Raw genomic sequence first — 20,463 nt, 5'->3', positions numbered from 1 at the left:
AGGAAATTTCTCCTGTTAGTGGGCGACGGCAGCAGCGCCGTGTTCGTCGATCAGCGCACCGTTGTGGAACCGGTCGATGGAGAAAGGCGCCGCCAGCGGATGCATTTCACCCTTGGCCAGGCTCGCCGCAAATACGTTGCCCGAACCCGGCGTGGCCTTGAAGCCACCGGTGCCCCAACCGCAGTTGAAGAACATGTTCGGCACCGGGGTCTTGGAAATGATCGGGCAGGCATCCGGCGTGGTGTCGACGATGCCGCCCCACTGGCGGTTCATGCGCACCCGCGACAGCACCGGGAACATCTCGACGATGGCCTGGATGGTGTGCTCGATCACCGGGTACGAACCGCGCTGGCCGTAGCCGTTGTAGCCGTCGATACCGGCACCGATCACCAGGTCGCCCTTGTCGGACTGGCTGATGTAGCCGTGCACCGCGTTGGACATGATCACGCTGTCGATAATCGGCTTGATCGGCTCGGACACCAGCGCTTGCAGCGGGTGAGATTCGATCGGCAGGCGGAAGCCGGCGAGCTTGGCCATGTGCCCGGAGTTACCGGCGGTCACCACACCGACGCGCTTGGCACCGATGAAACCCTTGTTGGTCTCGACGCCGATGCACACGCCGTTTTCCTTGCGAAAGCCGATCACTTCGGTCTGCTGGATCAGGTCCACGCCGAGGGCGTCGGCGGCCCGGGCAAAACCCCAGGCCACGGCATCGTGACGGGCTACGCCGCCGCGACGCTGGACGGTAGCGCCCATCACCGGGTAGCGGGTGTTCTTCGAGCAGTCCAGGTACGGAATCTCGTCGGCGACCTGCTGGGCGTTGAGCAGCTCGCCGTCGACGCCGTTGAGGCGGTTGGCGCTGACCCGACGCTCGGAGTCACGAATGTCCTGCAGGGTGTGGCACAGGTTGTAGACGCCACGCTGGGAGAACATCACGTTGTAGTTGAGGTCCTGGGACAAGCCTTCCCAGAGTTTCATCGCGTGTTCGTAGAGGTGCGCCGACTCGTCCCACAGGTAGTTGGAACGCACGATGGTGGTGTTGCGCGCGGTGTTACCACCGCCCAGCCAGCCCTTCTCGACCACGGCCACGTTGGTGATGCCGTGTTCTTTCGCCAGGTAGTAGGCGGTCGCCAGACCATGCCCGCCGCCGCCGACGATGACCACGTCGTAGACTTTTTTCGGGGTTGGCGTGCGCCACATGCGCTGCCAGTTTTCGTGGTGGCTGAGGGAGTGCTTGAAGAGGCCGAAGCCTGAGTAGCGTTGCATAGTCATTTACTCCAAAAACCGCGCTCAGCGATAAACCGGGAAGTCAGCGCACAGGGCCGAAACCTGCTGGGCGACATTGGCCTCGACATCGGCATCGCCGAGGTTATCGAGGATGTCGCAGATCCAGCCGGCCAGCGTCACGCACTGGCTCACTTTGAAGCCGCGAGTGGTGACTGCCGGGGTGCCGATGCGCAGGCCGGAAGTGACGAACGGCGACTGTGGGTCATTCGGCACGGCGTTCTTGTTCACGGTGATGTGCGCACGACCAAGGGCGGCATCGGCGTCTTTGCCGGTCAGGCCCTGGCGGATCAGGCTGACCAGGAACAGGTGATTGTCGGTGCCGCCGGACACTACATCGTAGCCACGTTTGATAAACACGCTGGCCATGGCCTGGGCGTTGTCGATCACTTGTTGCTGATAAACCTTGAAGCCTGGCTCCAGCGCTTCCTTGAAACACACTGCCTTGCCGGCAATCACATGCATCAGCGGACCGCCCTGGGCACCGGGGAACACCGCGGAGTTGAGCTTCTTCTCGATTTCTTCGTTGGCCTTGGCCAGGATCAGGCCGCCACGCGGACCGCGCAGGGTCTTGTGGGTGGTGGTGGTGACCACGTCGGCGTACGGCAGCGGGTTGGGATAAAGACCGGCAGCGACCAGGCCGGCAACGTGGGCCATGTCGACGAACAGCAGTGCACCGACCTTGTCGGCGATCTGCCGAAAGCGTGGGAAGTCGAGGGTCTTGGAGTAGGCCGAGAAGCCGGCGACGATCATCTTCGGCTGGCACTCGACGGCCAGGCGCTCGACTTCGTCGTAGTCGATCAGTCCGGTCTTGGTGTCGATGCCGTACTGCACCGCGTTGTACAGCTTGCCCGAGGACGACACCTTGGCGCCGTGGGTCAGGTGACCGCCGTGGGCCAGGCTCATGCCCAGGATGGTGTCGCCCGCCTGGATCAGGGCCAGGTACACCGCGCTGTTGGCCGAGGAGCCGGAGTGCGGCTGGACGTTGGCGTAGTCGGCACCGAACAGCTGCTTGGCGCGTTCGATGGCCAGCGCTTCGACTTTATCCACATGCTCGCAGCCACCGTAGTAACGCTTGCCCGGATAACCCTCGGCATATTTGTTGGTCAGGCCACTGCCTTGTGCTTGCATGACACGCTTGCTGGTGTAGTTCTCTGACGCGATCAGCTCGATGTGATCTTCCTGGCGTTGCTCCTCGGCATTCATCGCCGCCAGCAGTGCATCGTCATAACCCTGGATCTGGTCTTGCTTGCTGAACATCGCGTCTCTCCCAGCGGCGGTGGTGCGCCATTTTGTCTTGGTGAGGCACCGGCCTGGCGGCAGTGCCCTTTGATGCGATGGTATGACCGGCGCAGACAGGTCAAATGCCTACGGACGCCACGCAAAGGTGCGTTTACGACATGGGCTGAAATGGACGCGTCGTACTCGCTCACAAGATCAACACACTCCTGTGGGAGCGGGCTTGCCCGTGATGGCGGAGGGTCAGCCGACTCTTATGCCGGATGTGACGCCGTCATCGCGGGCAAGCCCGCTCCCACACAGTTATGCGGCGATATTGCGGACGAGTAACAGAAGCAGAAAATGTAGCGGATACAAGGCATACGCCCAACGGCGCATCGGCGGTGGCTTGAGATGTTTGGTATGTCGCAACAAGACCAGACCCAGCAATGGCGCAATCAGGCAGACACCAAGAGCGCCCACCGCCACCGGGTTACCCAGACGGATGGCGGCAATCAACACCTGCCACTGATTCGCCGCCAGGCAGACCAGCCCCGGCAACACTGCCCAGTACCAGGGCCGACGAATCACCAGCAATGTCGCCAACGGCAGCAGCACCCCAAAAACGCCGAACATCAGTCGCTCACTGAACAGCGTCGCCAGCAGCAGCGCGACCAGCCCCAAGCCTCGCGCCTGCAGGTCCTGGTACAGCCAACCACGCGCCACCAGCAGCCCCAGCGCCAGCGTAGGCAATACGTTGAGGACATCAGGGTCGGGGATGAACAGGCGGTAGGGAATTTCACTGACCAGGCTAAACAGCATCAACCAGCCCAGGTAACGCCACTGACCGTCGGTCGGCGCTGTCGGTGTACGTGCCAGGTTGACCGCCATCGCCAGGCAGAACCAGGGAAACGCCAGGCGCCCCGGCACATAGAGCGCATCGAGCGGCCAGCCGACATAGCGCAGGTGATCGAGGACCATGCTCAACAGTGCCAACCATTTGAGCAGATCGAGTGCACCGTCACGTTGCGTCACGTGCATAATTGCCCCTCGACTGTGTAGTTTTCTGACAGACACATCGCGTGTGCTCTCCGGACGATCTTCGGTAAAGTGCGCACCATCATTGACCACGAGCCGCTTCACCATAAGCGCCTCGACCACGGAAGCCGGCCATGACCGATAAGAGCCAACAATTCGCCAGCGACAACTATTCCGGCATCTGCCCTGAAGCCTGGGCGGCCATGGAACAGGCCAATCAGGGCCACCAGCGCGCCTATGGCGACGATGAGTGGACCGCCCGCGCCTCGGACTATTTCCGCAAACTGTTCGAAACCGACTGCGAAGTGTTCTTCGCCTTCAATGGCACCGCCGCCAACTCCCTGGCCTTGTCGTCGTTGTGCCAGAGTTACCATAGCGTGATCTGCTCGGAAACCGCACACGTCGAAACCGACGAATGTGGCGCCCCGGAGTTCTTCTCCAATGGCTCCAAGTTGCTCACGGCGCGCACCGAAAACGGCAAGCTGACGCCGGAGTCAATCCGCGAGATCGCCCTCAAGCGCCAGGACATTCACTACCCCAAGCCGCGGGTGGTGACCCTGACCCAGGCCACTGAAGTCGGCAGCGTCTACACCCCGCAAGAAATCCGCGCCATCAGTGCCACCTGCAAAGAGCTGGGCCTGAACCTGCACATGGACGGCGCGCGCTTCTCCAACGCCTGCGCGTTCCTCGATTGCTCGCCGGCCGACCTGACCTGGAAAGCCGGGGTCGACGTGTTGTGTTTTGGCGGCACCAAAAACGGCATGGCGGTGGGCGAGGCGATTCTGTTCTTCAACCAGAAACTGGCCGAAGACTTCGACTACCGCTGCAAACAGGCCGGGCAACTGGCATCGAAAATGCGCTTCCTCTCAGCGCCCTGGGTCGGCCTGCTGGAACACGACGCCTGGCTCAAGCACGCCCGCCACGCCAACTACTGCGCACAGCTGCTGGCAGAATTGGTCAGCGACATTCCCGGCGTCGAACTGATGTTCCCGGTACAGGCCAACGGCGTGTTCCTGCAACTCTCGGAACCGGCCATCGCTGCACTGACTGCCAAGGGCTGGCGCTTCTACACCTTCATCGGTAAAGGCGGCGCACGCTTCATGTGCTCCTGGGACACCGAGGAAGAGCGGGTGCGGGAATTGGCTGCGGACATTCGCGAAGTGATGTCCCGCTAAAGCGTTGGTTTACACCGCTCCCCCGTGGGAGCGGGCTTGCTCCGGGCGACGTTCCGACGATCAGGCCAGCACATTCAACGTTGATGTCACTGACAGTCCGCTATCGCGAGCAAGCTCGCTCCCACAAAAGCCAACATCATCCCCTCCTATTGCTTGCTCCTCGTCTACATTGTCTGTCGAGCCCTTACGCTCACATAACAATAAGCAGGAGCACGCGCATGTCACTTCAAGGCAAAACCCTCTTCATCACCGGCGCCAGCCGTGGCATCGGCCGTGAAATTGCGCTGCGTGCCGCCAGGGATGGGGCCAATATCGTCATTGCCGCGAAAAGTGCGAAACCCCACGCCAAGCTGCCCGGAACCATTTTCAGCGTGGCTGAGGAAGTCGAGGCCGCCGGCGGCAAGGCACTGGCGCTGCAGGTGGATGTGCGCGATGAAGTGGCGGTGCATGCGGCACTGGCCCAGGCCAACGAGCATTTCGGTGCCATCGACGCGCTGGTCAACAATGCCGGGGCGATTAAGCTGACAGGCGTGCAGCACCTCGAACTCAAGCGTTTCGACTTGATGCACCAGATCAACACCCGCGCCGTGCTGCTGTGCAGCCAGGCCGCCCTGCCCTACCTGAAAAAGTCCAGCGGGCACATCCTCAACCTCTCACCGCCGCTGAACCTCGCCAGCAAATGGTTCGCCCAGTACAGCCCCTACACCGTGACCAAGTACGGCATGAGCATGCTGACGTTGGGCATGAGTGAGGAGTTCAGGAATTACGGGATCAGCGTCAACTCGCTATGGCCACAGACGATGATTGCCACCGCCGCGATCGAGTTTCAGTTGGGGTCGAGGGAGTCGTTCAAGCATGCGCGCACGCCTGCGATCATGGCCGACGCCGCCCACGTCATTCTGAGCAGTGCAAGCCGCAGCTTGACCGGGCGCTTGCTGATTGATGAGGAAATACTGCGGGAAAGCGGTGTGACGGAGTTCGACCACTACCGCTTCGCGCCTGACAGCAGCGACAAGCTGATGACGGACCTGTTTGTCGACTAAACACCCTCCCCTGTAGGATCGAGCGCCCGCTTGCGGCCTGCTCGCGATGGACGTCAACGATAATGTTGGCAGCCTGACACCCCGCGGTGTTCTCAGGTTCATCGCGAGCAGGCTCGCTCCTACAGGGGATCGGTGTTGATCAGAACTCGATCCGCACGTCGCCCTTCGGCACGCTGCAGCACGACAGGATGAACCCTTCGGCTTCGTCTTCCTCGGTGATCCCGCCGTTGTGATCCATCTCCACCTCGCCCCCCAGCTTCATCACCTTGCAGGTCCCGCAGATGCCCATGCCGCAAGCCTTGGGAATCAGCAGGCCAAGCTTGGCCGCCGCCGCGTGCACGGTTTCTCCCGGGGCCACGTGGATGCTTTTGCCGGACGCGGTGAACTCCACCTGATGCAGGTCGGCGATGTCGATTTCCGGAGCGTCGGCTGCTTGTTCGGCTTGCTCCACGGCATCGGCGCGGGCTTCCGGCGGCGTGGCGCCGAAGGATTCCTCGTGATAGCGCGTCATGTCGAAGCCGGCAGCCTCCAGCAGGCGCTTGACCGCATTCATGTACGGCGTCGGACCGCAGCAGAATACTTCACGCTCGAGGAAGTCCGGCGCCATCAATTCGAGCATTTTATGGTTCAGGTAACCGCGATAGCCGGCCCAGGGCTCACCCAGGCCGTGTTTCTCGCAAATCAAGTGCAGGCTGAAGTTATCGATCCGCGACGCCATGTGCTCCAGCTCGCGGTGGTAGATGATGTCCTTGGGCGAACGAGCGCTGTGGATAAACACCATATCGACGTTGGCGTTGGTGTCGTAGAACCAGCGCGCCATCGACATCACAGGGGTAATGCCGACACCACCGCTGAGGTAGAGCACCTTCGGCGCGGTGAAGTCCATGGCGTTGAACAACCCGACCGGCCCGTGCACCGCCAGCTCCTGACCTTCGTGCAGGGTGTCGTGCAGCCAGTTGGAGACCTTGCCGCCCGGCACCCGCTTGATGGTCACCGAGAAGCTGTAGGGCACCGACGGCGAGCTGGAGATGGTGTACGAACGCATGATCGGCTGGCCGTCGATTTCCAGCTCCAGGGTGACAAATTGCCCCGGTTTGAAGAAGAACATGATCGGCTGGTCGGCCATGAAGCAAAAGGTGCGCACGTCCCAGGTTTCCTGGATGACTTTGACGCAACGGACAATGTGTCGACCATTGGCCCAGGTCTGGGTGGTTACCGGGTTCAGGAAGCTGTTGGACATGCTGATCTCCACGGCCGACTGTCGGCCTCATGTTGGCGATTCTGCGTATAGCGCCGACCGGCCATTTACCTATCTGCGACATTCACATGCTTATCGCGACCAGCCCCTTGCTACCGGGGGTTGAGCGTCGGGAACAGAGTGGGCCATGTCGCTCGTGGATAAGGTTCTGGGCGGCGGCAGCCCCACACTCGCCTCAACAGATAAACACTGTTTGTGTCTTGCGTAGCAACCGTATCAGCCACTATTCGCCGGCCACACAGAATGGCCATGAGGACTCAATCGATGGACGTCACCGCAAAAATCAGCCTGGGCGATCCTCTGGAACCCGCACGCAAGGCCACCGCCCAGATGCTGCAGGAACGTGAGCGCACGTTCTCGCTGCCGCAGCCGTTCTACTCCGATGAGCGGCTGTTCGATATCGACATGCAGGAAATCTTTCAGAAAGAATGGTTGATCGCTGGCATGACCTGCGAAATCCCGACCAAGGGCAACTACCTGACCCTGCAGATCGGCAAGAACCCGATCATCGTGATTCGCGGTGCCGAGGGAGTGGTGCATGCCTTCCACAACGTCTGCCGCCACCGTGGCTCGCGCCTGTGCACCAGCGATAAAGGCAAGGTGGCCAAGCTGGTCTGCCACTACCACCAGTGGACCTACGAGCTCGACGGGCGCCTGCTGTTTGCCGGCACCGAGATGGGTGACGACTTCGACATGAAGCAGTACGGCCTCAAGCCGGTGAACGTGAAGACCGCGGGCGGCTACATCTTCATCAGCCTGGCGGAAAATCCGCCGGCCATCGATGACTTCCTGTCGACGCTGAATCACTACATGGAACCGTACGACATGGAAAACACCAAGGTGGCGATCCAGACCACCTTGTTCGAAAAAGCCAACTGGAAGCTGGTGCTGGAGAACAACCGCGAGTGTTACCACTGCAACGCCTCGCACCCTGAATTGCTGAAAACCCTGCTCGAATGGGACGACGTCACCGACCCCCGTGCCGACCAGGCCTTCAAGGACCACGTGGCCGCCTCTGCCGCCGCCTGGGACGCCGAGAAGATTCCGTATGCCCACGCCAGCTTCGGCCTGCGTAACCGCATCGTGCGCATGCCGCTGCTCAAGGGCACCGTGTCGATGACCCTGGATGGCAAGCAAGGCTGCAAGAAACTCATGGGCCGCATCCAGAACCCGGACCTGGGCTCGATGCGCATCCTGCACTTGCCGCACTCCTGGAACCACTGCATGGGCGACCACATCATCGTGTTCACCGTGTGGCCGATCAGCGCCCAGGAAACCATGGTCACCACCAAGTGGCTGGTGCACAAGGACGCCGTCGAAGGCGTCGACTACGACGTCGACCGCATGCGCCAGGTGTGGGACGCCACCAACGACCAGGACCGGCGCCTGGCCGAAGAGAACCAGCGCGGCATCAACTCCACCGCCTACCAGCCAGGGCCGTACTCCAAGACCTATGAGTTTGGTGTGGTGAATTTTGTGGATTGGTACAGCGAGCGGTTGCTGAGCAACCTGGGGGCCGAGCCTGCGCCGTACCTCAAAGGGGTTCCAGTTCAAGGCTAAAAGCATCGCGGGCAAGCCCGCTCCCACAGGATTTGCGTTTGAACACATTATTTGTGAACAACAGAGATCACTGTGGGAGCGGGCTTGCCCGCGATGAGGCCCTCCCTTTCACTATTTTCTTCCGCTACGCCACCCTCATCCTTAGAACTGTACGAAATATGATCTATTGCGTTCAGAGCTATGCTGCGCGCGCCTCCCAGCCTTCAGTGAACAAGTTACCCACAGCTCCACCCACAGCAAATGGGGACAACTGTGGAAAGGCTGAAAGTTTTCTCCACAGAAACTGAAGAAAATCCGTGACTTATCCAAATGAGTGGTTTTCGTCGGTGATTGGTTGTTTTTTGATCGAAAGCCTAAAAGCCACGGCCTGCATGGCTCTTAGCGGACCGCAAACACCTTATCCACAGAAGCGCCAACAGAGTTTGGGGGCAACTTGTGCGTCGTCTTCATTCCTTGTGGAAAACCCCGCCCAAGCTGCATATTTCGCGGGTTTGAGTAGCTTTCGAAGGGTAAAGAACGGCATTTGGCTATTTATTGATCAAATCCTTGAAAGCATTGATCTGTATGGCTTACAGCCGACAGCAAACATCTTATCCACAGAAACGCCAACAGAGATTGGGGGCAAGTCTTGAACAAGGGATCGCCTCGCCCAATGAAAAAAGCTCGAAAAAACAACCACTAGCACTGGTTGTTTTTCGTACAAAGGCTTGCAGGGCTTGCTGTGCAGGGGGTGTAGCGATGGGTAAACATGTTATCCACAGAAGCGCTAACAGGGATTGTGGGTAATTACTTAGCAGACTCTGATCAGATGGAATTAGTGGTCATCTATGTGGGATTTTGCCCTTGAGTTCTTACGGCACTAGCGATCACCGTAACGCTCTCCAAAGGAACGTCTGCGGCCCTATGGGAAACCTGACCTAAGGGTTGCCCACGAATCAAGTTGTACCCAGTGACCTCCTTAGCTGTTTCTATCGCTATACGCGAAAGGGGTTGACCCGTTTGGCGGGCAGTATTCAGGGTTTTTTGAAGCATATCGCGGTTCAGGGCGAGCGCACCGCCACCCGTCAGAGTCTGGCTGACACCATTGCCCACAACTGAAACGCCTTGCATTAACCTGGGTACCGCTTGGGTTATCGCAGCAGGAACTCCCAACGGGCGGACTACAACAGCTGAAACTCCGCCGTAAAAGCCCGCGACGTTACCCAGTCGTGCCCCCAAAGATTGTGGTAACCGGTGTACAACTGCATGTGCCACCCGATTAACCGCTGCTCCTGCAAAAATCCCACCTAACAAAGTCCCTATACCTTGTACCAAAGTAGACACCCACCACGCTCCAGAGGGGTCGACCCGAGTCACGGGTGAGCCACCGCAGTACGCATAGGCATTGACGCCCCCCGCACCAAACGGACTCAACCGATCCGGGCTATGAAACCGCATCAACACCGGGTTATAGACCCGATGACCATTGCCCAGGTGATACCAACCAGTGGGATGTTCACCAAGTTGCCCATTGAAACCCAGGCCCGCGCTCGTCGGGCGCAGGCTACTGGGCGAGCCATAGGCGGTGTAGACGCGAAGGTTCGGACCGCTGCGGTCCAGTTCGGCGAGGATCGATTGTTGCAGATCGGTCGCCAGCAACAGGGTGCGCGTGGTTGCTGGCGGATGGGCAGGACAGGGGGCGTTTCCGGCGGTGGGCATCAGGTGGCCTCGCATCGATCCAGACGCCCCGCAGTGCTGCTGCGGGGGCTTAATCCATACTTATCAACCTAACAAAAGCGCGTGCAATGCAACACTAGCAGTTCTGCTAGGGCGCCCTCAGGACTAGCGAACAACGCCCTCTTCAATCAGCAGCTTGAGGATCGCCTCGGCGCCTTCCTGGGCAGACACGCCCTTGAGCACCTGGCCACCGCCGCCACTGGCCTTGGCCGTGGCCGCCTTCATCCGGTCGGCACCGCTTTTGGCCTTGATCACTTTCAGGCGTTTAGGCCGTGACTTGGCCGCTTGCAGCGTGGCGACGGCGAGCAGTTCGTCGTCGAGCACTTCAACGTCTTCAGGCTGCAATAATCCACGTCGAGCCGGGCCGAACGCACTTTGCCGAGGCTTGGGCGCGGCGTTATCCACCGTTGCCAGAAACGGCAAGCGGACTTTCAAGCGCCGCCGCTGACCGCGGGGCAACGCTTGCAGCACCAGGGCTGAACCACCGTCGATGGACTCGACCTGCGCCAGCCCCACCACCAGCGGCCAGCCGAGGCTTTCGGCCAGCAGGAACGGCAACATGCCCGAGCCTTCACCGGTTTCCGCCTGGCTGCCGGTCAGCACCACCTGGGCACCTGCGCCGCGCAAATAGTCGGTCAAGGCCGGTAACGCATCGGCGCCCGCCGGGTGTTCCAGCACATGCAACTGTTCCAGGCCCATGCCCAGATAGGCGCGCAACGCAGGCTCGGCGACGTCGCCGGCATGTAGCACTTGCAGGCCGTCCCCCGCCAGTTGCAGACCGAGTTCGACCGCCCGCGCATCCTGCTCCGCGCGACGTGGCCGACCGGAAGTCGGGTGGGCGCCAATCGACACCAGGCTGATGATTTTCGTGCTCATGACCCTTTCCTTCCCTTAAGCCGCATCGCGCTTGGCACCGTTGCGGTAAGCCTCTACCGCCGCGATCAAGGCGTGAAGAATCTCGGCGCTCTCACCGATCACCGACAGGTCGGCCCGCTTGATCATGTCGCATCCGGGGTCCAGGTTGATCGCCACCACCTTGTCGCAGGCACCGATGCCTTGCAGGTGCTGGATCGCCCCGGAAATCCCCACCGCCACGTAGACCCGCGCGGTGACCCAGGTGCCGGACGCCCCGACTTGACGGTCGCGGGCCATGAAGCCGTCGTCCACCGCCACCCGCGAGGCGCCTTCGGTGGCACCCAGCGCAGCGGCGGTCTGGTGGAACAACGGCCAATCCTTGACCCCGTTGCCGCCCGAGAAAATGAACTCGGCTTCGGCCATTGGAATCGCTGCCGGGTCCACTGCCACCGCCCCCAGATCTTCAATACGCGAAAGACTGCGAGCCACGGTTGTGGATAACTCCACCGGCAAGGCTTCGTGGCGGGTTTCGCTGACCGGTTCTGCACATTCGACGGCGCCCAGAATCAAGCGTGCGAGCGGTCGTGCCAGGTCTTGCAACCCGGCACCGGCGCGGCCGATGCATTGCTGATCCTTGACCTGCCAGACCCGTGTGGCCGGGCGTTCGCCCAGGGCGGCGGCAAAGCGTCGACCCAGTTCACCGCCACCGGTACGACTGTCCGGCAGCAACCAGTGACGTGGGCTGAATTGGTTATCCACAGCCCGCAGGCCCTGGACCCGTTGTTCCGGTGCATAACCGTTGAACTCGTCCCCCTCGAGTACCAGCAGGCGATCGACGCCAGCCGTAGCGAAGGCGCTCTCTTTGTGTTCGCCGAAGACCACGGCCAGGACGGCACCGTCGTTGCCGGCCAATTGATGAGCCAGGCCCAGCAAGTCGCGGTCATGGCTGCTCAAGCGGCCGCCGACCATGTCGGGCACCACGCTGATGTAGAACGCAGGGACCACTACCTGATGCAGCGGCAATTGCACTTCCACGGCGGCAGTACGCTTGGTCGCGCCGCCCTGCTGGGCGCCGCTACGGTCAATGCGCTTGATCCCGTTGGGGCCGATGAAGCCGATGCCATGGGGGTTCTTGCGGATGACGCCGTTAGGCCCCATCCAGCTGTGTTGCGCCGGCTGCATGGCCGCGTGCAGCGGGTGCAGGCGGTTGCGGGCGATCCATTCGGCACGGGGGTCGCGGCGGATTATGTCGCTCATCAGTGCACCTGCGCAGGTTTACGTTGAGCCGGCGTGATCGGCTTGCTCGGCGCTTGGTCTTCAAGCAACGCATCGGCCACCAGTTCGGCAATGTCCTTGATCAAAGGTCGCGGCTCGACCACCCCTTCCAGCATCGCCGTGCACTGCGGGCAGCCCACGGCCACCAGTTCGGCGCCTGTTTCGCGGATGTCTTCCATGCGCATGTCGGGAATCCGCTGCTTGCCCGGAATGTCAGTGATCGGCGCGCCGCCGCCACCGCCACAGCAGCGCGAGCGGAAGCCGGAGCGTTGCATCTCTTTGACTTCGATACCGAGGGCGCGCAGCACTTCACGCGGCGCCTCGTATTCGCCGTTGTAGCGACCGAGGTAGCACGGGTCGTGATAGGTCACGCTGTCGCCCTTGTGCTGGCCGAGATTCAGCGCGCCGGCGCCGATGATTTGCGCCATGTAGGTACTGTGGTGCTGCACCAGGTAGTTGCCATCGAACGCGCCGTATTCGTTTTTCAGCACGTGGAAGCTGTGCGGATCGCAAGTGACGATGCGGTTGAAGCTGTACTTGGCCAGGGTCTGGATGTTGCGTTTGGCCAACAACTGGAAGGTCGCTTCATCGCCCAGGCGTCGAGCCACGTCACCACTGTCGCGCTCTTCAAGGCCGAGCACGGCAAAGTCGATTTTCGCCGCTTTCAGCACTTTGACGAACGCGCGCAGGGTGCGTTGGTTGCGCATGTCAAACGCCCCGTCGCCGACCCAGAACAGCACGTCAGTGGATTTCTTTTCGCTGAGCAGATTGAGGTTCAAGTCCGCCGCCCAGTTCATCCGCCCACCCGGGGCGAAGCCGCCCGGGTTGTCGGTGGCGATCAAGTTCTCCAGGACCTCGGCGCCCTTGTTCGGGGTCGCACCTTTTTCCAGGGTCAGATGGCGGCGCATGTCGACGATCGCATCGACGTGCTCGATCATCATCGGGCACTCCTCGACACAGGCGCGACAGGTGGTGCACGACCATAGGGTTTCGGCGTCAACCAGGCCGTTGACGATCGGCTGATGCGGATTACCCGCGTGTTGGCCAATCGGTTTGCCTGGATACGGGCTACCGGCGAACTTGGCATCGGTGCCTCCGGCCAGGCCGACCACCATGTCCTGAATCAGCTTTTTCGGATTCAACGGCTGGCCGGCGGCGAAGGCCGGGCACGCGGCTTCGCACTTGCCGCACTGCACACAGGCGTCGAAGCCGAGCAATTGATTCCAGGTGAAATCCTTGGGTTTTTCCACGCCCAGCGGCGCCGACAGATCGTTCAAATCCAGCGGTTTCAAACCGGTGGAACGGCCGCCACCAAAGCGTTCGGCGCGGCGGTGCCAGGCCAGGTGCAAAGCACCGGCGAAGGCGTGTTTCATCGGCCCGCCCCAGGTCATGCCGAAGAACAGCTCAGACACGCCCCACAGCACGCCGATACCGAGGATGACCGCCAACAGCCAGCCACCGAAGTGTTCCGGCAGGATACCGGCCACCGGCAGGGTCACCAGGAAGAACGACGCCGAGAACGCCAGCAGGCTTTTCGGCAAACGCATCCACGGGCCTTTGGACAGCCGGGCCGGCGGGTTGCGCCGACGTAGATAAACGAAGATCGCACCGACGAACATCACTGCCGTCATCAACAGCAGCGCGTACCCCAGGAAGCGGTTATGCAGGCCAAATCCGTGGACCAGGATCGCCAGCACCGCGGACGCCACCGCACCGCCGGCCGTGGCGACGTGGGTGTTGGCGATGTACTTGTCACGCGCCACCACGTGGTGCAGGTCGACCATGTAGCGCTTGGGCATGGCCAGCAGGCCGCCGATCAGGTCGACTTTCGAAGCTCGGCCGCGACGCCACATAGCCACCCGCCGCAACGCGCCCAGAACCGCCAGGCCCAGGGCAGCGAACAGCAGGATGGGAAGAATTGTGTTCAACATGGGTGTTGCTCCCAAAGACCTCAGGGTCTTAACGATCTGGATACCTGACCCGACTCCTGTGGGAGCGGGCTTGCCCGCGATAGCGATAGGTCAGTCAACATTGGTGTTGAATGTGCTGCCGTCATCGCGGGCAAGCCCGCTCCCACATTGGTTTGGTGTCGTATCAGAAATCCTTGCACAGCCGCAGGGCGTCATAGATCGCAGCATGCGTGTTGCGCTGGGCCACGCAGTCGCCAATGCGGAACAGCAGGTAGCCGTCGCCTGGTTGGCTCAACGAAGGCTGGGGCTTGATCGCGAACAGGGCTTCAACGTCCATCTGCCCCTTGTTGCGCGAACCTTCCTTCAGCGCGTAATAGATTTCTTCATCCGGGCGCACGCCGTTTTCCACCACCACCTGGTCGACCACCCGCTCCTCCTTGGCGCCGGTGTATTCGTTCTCCAGCACGGCAATCAGCTTGTCGCCTTCGCGGTAGACCTTTTCCAGCATCATGTCGCCGGTCATGATCACTTCCTTGGGGTACATGCTGCGGTAGTAGGTCGGGAACGACGTACCGCCGACGGCCACGCCGGGCTTGATGTCGTCGGTGACGATCTCGACCTGGCAACCCTTGTCGGCCAGGAAGTCGGCCACCGACATCCCGGTGAACTCACAGATGGTGTCGTAGACCAGCACGTTCTTGCCGGGCGCCACCTTGCCGTCGAGTACGTCCCAGCTGCTGACCACCAGGCCTTCTGCCGCGCCCCAGTGTTCGTTCTGCTCCAGGAACGGATGCCCGCCCACTGCCAGCACCACCACGTCCGGACGCAGGTCGAGAATGGTCGCGGCATCGGCAGCCACGCCCAGGCGCAGGTCGACTTTCAGGCGTGCCAGTTCCAGCTGGAACCAGCGGGTGATACCGGCGATCTGGTCCCGTTGCGGGGCTTTGGAGGCAGTGGTGATCTGCCCGCCGATGAATTCCTTCTTCTCGAACAGGGTCACGTCATGGCCACGTTCCGCCGCTACGCGCGCAGCTTCCATCCCGGCTGGGCCGGCACCGACCACCACCACCTTGCGTTTCACGCCGGTGGATTTTTCGATGATGTGCGGCACCCCCATGTACTCGCGGGAAGTCGCGGCGTTCTGGATGCACAACACGTCCAGGCCCTGGTACTGCCGGTCGATACAGTAGTTGGCGCCGACGCACTGCTTGATCTGGTCGATCTGGCCCATCTTGATCTTGGCGATCAGGTGCGGGTCGGCGATATGGGCGCGGGTCATGCCGACCATGTCGACGTAGCCGCCTTCCAGAATCCGCGTGGCCTGGTTCGGGTCCTTGATGTTCTGTGCGTGCAGCACCGGAACCTTGACCACTTCCTTGATCCCGGCTGCCAGGTGCAGGAACGGCTCCGGTGGATAACTCATGTTCGGAATGACGTTGGCCAGGGTGTTGTGGGTGTCGCACCCCGAGCCGACCACTCCGATGAAGTCGAGCATGCCGGTGTCGTCGTAGTACTTGGCGATCTGCTTCATGTCTTCGTGGGACAGACCGTCCGGATGGAACTCGTCGCCGCACAGGCGGATGCCGACACAGAAGTCGTCACCGACCTCGGCACGCACCGCCTTGAGCACTTCCAGGCCAAACTTCATGCGGCCTTCGAAGGTGCCGCCCCACTCGTCAGTACGCTTGTTGACCCGCGGGCTCCAGAACTGGTCGATCATGTGCTGGTGCACGGCCGACAGTTCGACGCCGTCCAGGCCGCCGGCCTTGGCCCGACGCGCGGCCTGGGCATAGTTGCCGATGACCCGCCAGATTTCTTCCGGCTCGATGGTCTTGCAGGTGGCGCGGTGCACCGGTTCACGGATGCCCGACGGCGACATCAGCGTCGGCCAGTTAAAACCGTCCCAACGCGAGCGGCGGCCCATGTGGGTAATCTGGATCATGATCTTGGCGCCATGCTTGTGCATGGCGTCGGCCAGGTTCTGGAAGTGCGGAATGATGCGGTCGGTGGACAGGTTGACCGAGCTCCACCATTCCTGCGGGCTGTCGATGGCCACCACCGAGGAACCGCCGCAAATCGCCAGGCCGATCCCGCCCTTGGCTTTCTCTTCGTAATACTTGACGTACCGATCGGTGGTCATGCCGCCGTCAGTGGCATACACCTCGGCGTGCGCGGTGCTGAGCACACGGTTGCGGATGGTCAGTTTGCCGATCTGGATCGGCTGGAACATTGCTTCGAAAGCCATGGCAGGATCCTCGACTTACAACGGCTTGACGGTGAACAAGCCGTCGTCGTGGCCTTCTTCCGAGCCACCGTATACCTGTTCGGCGACGGTGCGGATCTTGCTGCCGCGCGCCTGCAGGATCTGGTCCATGGCGCCGGCGAACCAGCCGGTGAACATGTAGTCGACCTTGCGTCCAACCTTGCCGTACACATAGACAAACGCCGAATGTTCGAGCTTGACGCTGGCGGTGCCTTTGTCGAGGTCGATGTCCTGGATCTTGAACAGGCCCCAGCCGCGCTGCGACAGGCGCTTCATGTAGTGCTCGAACACCGCGACGCCTTCCAGGCCGTGGCACTCAGCTTCCTTCTCGCACCAGTGCCAGGCGGACTTGTAGCCGGCCTTGTAGAGGATCTCGGCATAGGCATCGGCGCCCAGCACTTCCTCGATGCCCATGTGGTTGTTGACGAAGAAGTGACGCGGTACATACAGCATCGGCAGGGCGTCGGAAGTCCAGACACCGGTCTCGCTGTCGACTTCGATTGGCAATTGCGGGGCGATCTTGGCCATGGAAACTAAACTCCAGAAAATTCGTGGTCAGTGCTTAGCAAAGCTTTTGCTTTGCTCTTATAAACAAGCTGTGTGAATGACTTTGGAGCCGTAGCGAGCACGTCGAGAGCAAGGAAGGACCGGAGCGACAAGCGAGACAGTACGGGACGTACGGCGAGCTTGGCGCGAGGACCTGACGCAGCTATCGGCGAGCGGAGTAGGCTCCAGAGTTATTCACTCGCCCCAGACGTCTTTGAGAACGTTCACCCAGTTCTCGCCCATGATCTTGCGCACCACGCGCTCAGGATGGCCGCGCTTGAGCAGGGTTTCGGTAAGGTTCGGGAACTCGCCCACGGTGCGGATACCCAGCGGATTGATGATCTTGCCGAAGCTGGTCAGGCGGCGGGCGTAGCCCTTGTCGTGGGTCAGGTATTCGAAGAAATCCTGGCCATGGCCCTGGGTGAAGTCGGTACCGATACCGATGGCGTCTTCGCCGACGATATTCATGGTGTATTCGATGGCTTCGGCGTAGTCCTCGATGGTCGAATCGATGCCCTTGGCCAGGAACGGCGCGAACATGGTCACGCCGACAAAACCGCCGTGGTCGGCAATGAACTTGAGCTCTTCATCGGACTTGTTGCGCGGGTGCTCCTTGAGGCCCGACGGCAGGCAGTGGGAGTAGCAGACCGGCTTTTTCGATTCGAGGATGACTTCTTCCGAGGTCTTGGAGCCAACGTGGGAGAGGTCGCACATCACGCCGACGCGGTTCATCTCGGCGACGATTTCCCGGCCGAAACCCGACAGACCGCCGTCACGCTCGTAGCAGCCGGTGCCGACCAGATTCTGGGTGTTGTAGCACATCTGCACGATGCCTACGCCAAGCTGCTTGAACACCTCGACATAGCCGATCTGGTCTTCGAAGGCATGGGCATTCTGGAAGCCGAAGAGGATCCCGGTCTTGCCCAGCTCCTTGGCCTTGCGGATGTCGGCGGTGGTGCGCACCGGCATCACCAGGTCAGCGTTCTCGCGGATCAGTTTCTGGCTGGCGGCGATGTTGTTGATGGTCGCCTGGAACCCTTCCCACACCGACACGGTGCAGTTGGCCGCAGTCAGGCCACCCTTGCGCATGTCTTCAAACAGCTCACGGTTCCACTTGGCAATGATCAGCCCGTCGATAACGATGCTGTCGGCGTGCAGTTCGGCTGGGCTCATCAGGCTGTCCCCTTATTGGTGATTCATGCGCCGAATCGTCTGCCGGCGCTTTGGGTCAGCATATGCCTCGGTGCCTGGGCAGCCGGGTGCAAAAACGACAGGGGGTTTGCCGAAAGCGTCAATCCACGACAAAGGCTTACATAGCCGTCGGTTTGCCCGTCTGTTCTTTACCCCGCGCTTGGGCCAGAATCCGCCGCATCACTGGATGCTTCACGGAATTGGGACGACAGCTCAATGAAATCGATCTTCTTCGCATTGGCACTGATCGCGACCGGGGTACAGGCAGCTGAAGACGCTGACAACACCCCTTGCGATGCGGTCGAAAACGACGTCCAGACCCTGGAATGCTCGGCGTACAACAAGACCACCGCCGAACAACTGCTCAAGGACAACTACCAGGGTTTGCTGGAGCGGTTCAGGGCCGAGTACGCGAACAACAAGAGCCAACTGGCAGACATCACCAGCAAACTGCAGGTCGCCGAACAGCTCTGGGTCAAATCCAGGGACGCCGATTGCACAATCGCGCCATTCCCTGCCGCCGTGGGCAGCAAGGCCTACCTCATCGACCAGAACGACTGCCTGGCGAACAAGAGTGACGAGCGCTCGGAGTTCCTCGAATCACTGGCGCAGTGACTAAGCCACACCCCTCAACGACTATTGAAAAAGGCGACCTTCATGAAACTCTGCGGCATCGAAATCAAAGGCAGCGAAGCGATCATCGCCCTCGCCTCCCTCGACGGCCAGGCGCTCAGCCACGTCGCCATCGCCACCAAGAAAATCGCCCTGGACGATGACGACGAGGCCGCCAACGTCAAACTGTTCGCCGCACAAGTCGCTTCGTTCGTCCGCGAGAACTCGATCGACCGCATCGCGATCAAGAAGCGCAGCAAGAAAGGCGAATTCGCCGGCGGCCCGACCACCTTCAAGATCGAAGGTGTATTCCAACTGCTCGACAGCTGCGAAGTGACCCTGCTGTCACCGCAGACCATCAATGCGCAATCCAAGAAACACGACTTCGCCCTGCCGGCCACCCTCAACAAGTATCAGCATGAGGCTTATAAGGCGGCATGTTCGGCGTTGTTGAAGAAGTAGCCCCTGCATCGTGAGCCCTAAGTCGCATCGGGAAGCGGACGCCGGCACTAGCAGTTCTGCTAGTAGGCCGCACAAACTGTTTGAGACACAATAAAACCCTGAATCACCGGCCTTTCAGGGAGCACCTGCCGTGTGGAACCACAGCAAAACCCTGATCTGCCGCTACCGCTACGACCCACTGGATCGCTTGGCCGATTGCACCCCGACGACACAGGCCAACTCCCAACGCTTCTACCTCAAGGACCGCCTGGTCACCGAGGTTCAAGGTGCCGTGTGGCGCTCGATCGTGCAGCACGAAGACCAACTGCTGGCACAGCATCAGCACCATAACGGCTCGCTGGAAACCCACCTGCTCGTCACCGATCAACAACGCTCGGTGCTGGCTGTCCTCGACGCCTCCCGCCCCCAACACCTAGCCTACACACCCTATGGTCATCGCCCTCCAGAGAACGGCTTGCTCAACCTGCTGGGCTTCAACGGCGAACGGCCGGATCCTGTAACCGGGCATTATTTGCTGGGCAATGGTTACCGGGCGTTTAACCCGCAGCTGATGCGGTTCAACAGCCCAGACAGTTTGAGTCCGTTTGGGCAGGGTGGGTTGAATGCGTATGCATATTGCGATTGGGATCCGATGAATCAGTCGGACCCAAGTGGGCATTACAGCGTCCGTGGATTCTTTAAATTTATTGGACGCAAACTTGGTCTCCGACAATCGTCAAAGCGGCCGTTCCAACCGGATAAAATAATTGAGGGGGACGAGCGAGTACCAAGAGGAATGCCAATGGATAACATCAAGCAATGGGTATCTTCAACTTCTTCCAGTGCCGAGAGTGATCTGATTGGCTTCACTCAAATACCACGTTTGGGAGCAGTGCCAGAGAGAGCCCGTGAGGCACAGGTTGTTGGTGCACATAGAAGCAAAAACTTGCAGAGGGGAATTATTGATAGAGAATATGCGAGTGTCATGAAAAAAAATGGAGAGGTCCGCGGCTTAATGGTAGACAGCAGTTCATACATCACGAATCCAAGAAAAATAATGTGAAATGGTGGGTCAATG

Annotated in this window: 18 protein-coding genes; 7 read left to right on the top strand and 11 right to left on the bottom strand. The window is 60.7% G+C overall.

Features of this window, described 5'->3' with window-relative positions:
- Nucleotides 1-15: 15 nt before the first annotated feature.
- From ACM6IP_RS08705 to ACM6IP_RS08695, 3 genes are all read right to left on the bottom strand, one after another.
- Entirely contained in the window at nt 16-1,266 is a 1,251-nt protein-coding gene (locus ACM6IP_RS08705) for a sarcosine oxidase subunit beta (protein ID WP_027617102.1), read from the bottom strand.
- Nucleotides 1,267-1,290: 24 nt separating this feature from the next.
- A complete protein-coding gene (gene glyA / locus ACM6IP_RS08700) occupies nt 1,291-2,544 on the bottom strand; it encodes a serine hydroxymethyltransferase (RefSeq protein ID WP_095164340.1) in 1,254 nt (417 codons plus the stop codon).
- Nucleotides 2,545-2,826: 282 nt separating this feature from the next.
- Complete coding sequence (locus ACM6IP_RS08695) at nt 2,827-3,543, bottom strand: TraX family protein (protein ID WP_414861280.1); 717 nt, start codon at nt 3,541-3,543, stop codon at nt 2,827-2,829.
- A gap of 131 nt (nt 3,544-3,674) precedes the next feature.
- Between ACM6IP_RS08695 and ACM6IP_RS08690 the strand changes: the two genes are divergently transcribed.
- Nucleotides 3,675-4,715, top strand: a complete 1,041-nt coding sequence (locus tag ACM6IP_RS08690) for a low specificity L-threonine aldolase (protein ID WP_401125605.1) — start codon at nt 3,675-3,677, stop codon at nt 4,713-4,715.
- Nucleotides 4,716-4,933: 218 nt separating this feature from the next.
- Nucleotides 4,934-5,758: an SDR family oxidoreductase gene (locus ACM6IP_RS08685; RefSeq protein ID WP_414861279.1), complete on the top strand. Its 825-nt coding sequence runs from the start codon at nt 4,934-4,936 to the stop codon at nt 5,756-5,758.
- 139 nt (nt 5,759-5,897) lie between these two features.
- Here the strand turns inward: ACM6IP_RS08685 and gbcB are convergent, their stop codons facing one another.
- Nucleotides 5,898-6,998 carry a glycine-betaine demethylase subunit GbcB gene (gene gbcB / locus ACM6IP_RS08680; protein ID WP_414861278.1) on the bottom strand — a complete coding sequence of 367 codons (1,101 nt, stop codon included), beginning with the start codon at nt 6,996-6,998 and terminating at the stop codon, nt 5,898-5,900.
- A 282-nt stretch (nt 6,999-7,280) separates the two neighbouring features.
- Between gbcB and gbcA the strand changes: the two genes are divergently transcribed.
- Both gbcA and ACM6IP_RS08670 read left to right on the top strand, forming a co-directional pair.
- Nucleotides 7,281-8,576, top strand: a complete 1,296-nt coding sequence (gene gbcA, locus ACM6IP_RS08675) for a glycine-betaine demethylase subunit GbcA (RefSeq protein WP_095165185.1) — start codon at nt 7,281-7,283, stop codon at nt 8,574-8,576.
- A 296-nt stretch (nt 8,577-8,872) separates the two neighbouring features.
- A complete protein-coding gene (locus ACM6IP_RS08670; RefSeq protein ID WP_143501085.1) occupies nt 8,873-9,208 on the top strand; it encodes a hypothetical protein in 336 nt (111 codons plus the stop codon).
- A gap of 193 nt (nt 9,209-9,401) precedes the next feature.
- Here the strand turns inward: ACM6IP_RS08670 and ACM6IP_RS08665 are convergent, their stop codons facing one another.
- The 7 genes from ACM6IP_RS08665 to ACM6IP_RS08635 form a co-directional block, all read right to left on the bottom strand.
- On the bottom strand, nt 9,402-10,274 hold the full coding sequence (locus tag ACM6IP_RS08665; RefSeq protein WP_414861277.1) for an RHS repeat-associated core domain-containing protein: 873 nt from the start codon (nt 10,272-10,274) through the stop codon (nt 9,402-9,404).
- 123 nt (nt 10,275-10,397) lie between these two features.
- Nucleotides 10,398-11,168, bottom strand: coding sequence for an electron transfer flavoprotein subunit beta (locus ACM6IP_RS08660; RefSeq protein WP_414861276.1), 771 nt, complete (start codon nt 11,166-11,168; stop codon nt 10,398-10,400).
- A 15-nt stretch (nt 11,169-11,183) separates the two neighbouring features.
- Entirely contained in the window at nt 11,184-12,404 is a 1,221-nt protein-coding gene (locus tag ACM6IP_RS08655) for an electron transfer flavoprotein subunit alpha/FixB family protein (protein WP_159998311.1), read from the bottom strand.
- On the bottom strand, nt 12,404-14,353 hold the full coding sequence (gene dgcB, locus ACM6IP_RS08650; RefSeq protein ID WP_401125595.1) for a dimethylglycine demethylation protein DgcB: 1,950 nt from the start codon (nt 14,351-14,353) through the stop codon (nt 12,404-12,406). The genes ACM6IP_RS08655 and dgcB overlap by 1 nt, the downstream gene beginning before the upstream one ends.
- A 163-nt stretch (nt 14,354-14,516) precedes the next feature.
- Complete coding sequence (gene dgcA / locus ACM6IP_RS08645; protein ID WP_095164363.1) at nt 14,517-16,577, bottom strand: dimethylglycine demethylation protein DgcA; 2,061 nt, start codon at nt 16,575-16,577, stop codon at nt 14,517-14,519.
- Nucleotides 16,578-16,592: 15 nt separating this feature from the next.
- The gene (locus tag ACM6IP_RS08640) at nt 16,593-17,123 is read right to left on the bottom strand and encodes a DUF5943 domain-containing protein (RefSeq protein ID WP_008033249.1); all 531 of its coding nucleotides are present in this window, start codon (nt 17,121-17,123) and stop codon (nt 16,593-16,595) included.
- 213 nt (nt 17,124-17,336) lie between these two features.
- Complete coding sequence (locus ACM6IP_RS08635; RefSeq protein WP_159998315.1) at nt 17,337-18,314, bottom strand: dipeptidase; 978 nt, start codon at nt 18,312-18,314, stop codon at nt 17,337-17,339.
- 234 nt (nt 18,315-18,548) lie between these two features.
- Here ACM6IP_RS08635 and ACM6IP_RS08630 point away from each other — a divergent pair, with 234 nt between their 5' ends.
- The 3 genes from ACM6IP_RS08630 (at nt 18,549) to ACM6IP_RS08620 (ending at nt 20,448) form a co-directional block, all read left to right on the top strand.
- Nucleotides 18,549-18,947 carry a lysozyme inhibitor LprI family protein gene (locus tag ACM6IP_RS08630; protein ID WP_095164367.1) on the top strand — a complete coding sequence of 133 codons (399 nt, stop codon included), beginning with the start codon at nt 18,549-18,551 and terminating at the stop codon, nt 18,945-18,947.
- A 42-nt stretch (nt 18,948-18,989) separates the two neighbouring features.
- Nucleotides 18,990-19,406: a DUF3010 family protein gene (locus tag ACM6IP_RS08625; RefSeq protein WP_414861275.1), complete on the top strand. Its 417-nt coding sequence runs from the start codon at nt 18,990-18,992 to the stop codon at nt 19,404-19,406.
- 130 nt (nt 19,407-19,536) lie between these two features.
- Nucleotides 19,537-20,448 carry an RHS repeat-associated core domain-containing protein gene (locus tag ACM6IP_RS08620; protein ID WP_414861274.1) on the top strand — a complete coding sequence of 304 codons (912 nt, stop codon included), beginning with the start codon at nt 19,537-19,539 and terminating at the stop codon, nt 20,446-20,448.
- Nucleotides 20,449-20,463: the final 15 nt, after the last annotated feature.

The sequence above is a fragment of the Pseudomonas sp. IT-P176 genome (assembly GCF_949767245.1).
Classification (GTDB): domain Bacteria; phylum Pseudomonadota; class Gammaproteobacteria; order Pseudomonadales; family Pseudomonadaceae; genus Aquipseudomonas.
The sequence above is the reverse complement of the archived record's forward strand: the minus strand, read 5'-3'. Positions and strand labels throughout refer to the sequence as shown.

What these genes read in the sequence shown, in the direction of transcription:
- ACM6IP_RS08705 (WP_027617102.1), bottom strand. Translation starts at nt 1,266, where the DNA reads ATGCAACGCTACTCAGGCTTCGGCCTCTTCAAGCACTCCCTCAGCCAC.
- glyA (WP_095164340.1), bottom strand. Translation starts at nt 2,544, where the DNA reads ATGTTCAGCAAGCAAGACCAGATCCAGGGTTATGACGATGCACTGCTG.
- ACM6IP_RS08695 (WP_414861280.1), bottom strand. Translation starts at nt 3,543, where the DNA reads ATGCACGTGACGCAACGTGACGGTGCACTCGATCTGCTCAAATGGTTG.
- ACM6IP_RS08690 (WP_401125605.1), top strand. Translation starts at nt 3,675, where the DNA reads ATGACCGATAAGAGCCAACAATTCGCCAGCGACAACTATTCCGGCATC.
- ACM6IP_RS08685 (WP_414861279.1), top strand. Translation starts at nt 4,934, where the DNA reads ATGTCACTTCAAGGCAAAACCCTCTTCATCACCGGCGCCAGCCGTGGC.
- gbcB (WP_414861278.1), bottom strand. Translation starts at nt 6,998, where the DNA reads ATGTCCAACAGCTTCCTGAACCCGGTAACCACCCAGACCTGGGCCAAT.
- gbcA (WP_095165185.1), top strand. Translation starts at nt 7,281, where the DNA reads ATGGACGTCACCGCAAAAATCAGCCTGGGCGATCCTCTGGAACCCGCA.
- ACM6IP_RS08665 (WP_414861277.1), bottom strand. Translation starts at nt 10,274, where the DNA reads ATGCCCACCGCCGGAAACGCCCCCTGTCCTGCCCATCCGCCAGCAACC.
- ACM6IP_RS08660 (WP_414861276.1), bottom strand. Translation starts at nt 11,168, where the DNA reads ATGAGCACGAAAATCATCAGCCTGGTGTCGATTGGCGCCCACCCGACT.
- ACM6IP_RS08655 (WP_159998311.1), bottom strand. Translation starts at nt 12,404, where the DNA reads ATGAGCGACATAATCCGCCGCGACCCCCGTGCCGAATGGATCGCCCGC.
- dgcB (WP_401125595.1), bottom strand. Translation starts at nt 14,353, where the DNA reads ATGTTGAACACAATTCTTCCCATCCTGCTGTTCGCTGCCCTGGGCCTG.
- dgcA (WP_095164363.1), bottom strand. Translation starts at nt 16,577, where the DNA reads ATGGCTTTCGAAGCAATGTTCCAGCCGATCCAGATCGGCAAACTGACC.
- ACM6IP_RS08640 (WP_008033249.1), bottom strand. Translation starts at nt 17,123, where the DNA reads ATGGCCAAGATCGCCCCGCAATTGCCAATCGAAGTCGACAGCGAGACC.
- ACM6IP_RS08635 (WP_159998315.1), bottom strand. Translation starts at nt 18,314, where the DNA reads ATGAGCCCAGCCGAACTGCACGCCGACAGCATCGTTATCGACGGGCTG.
- ACM6IP_RS08630 (WP_095164367.1), top strand. Translation starts at nt 18,549, where the DNA reads ATGAAATCGATCTTCTTCGCATTGGCACTGATCGCGACCGGGGTACAG.
- ACM6IP_RS08625 (WP_414861275.1), top strand. Translation starts at nt 18,990, where the DNA reads ATGAAACTCTGCGGCATCGAAATCAAAGGCAGCGAAGCGATCATCGCC.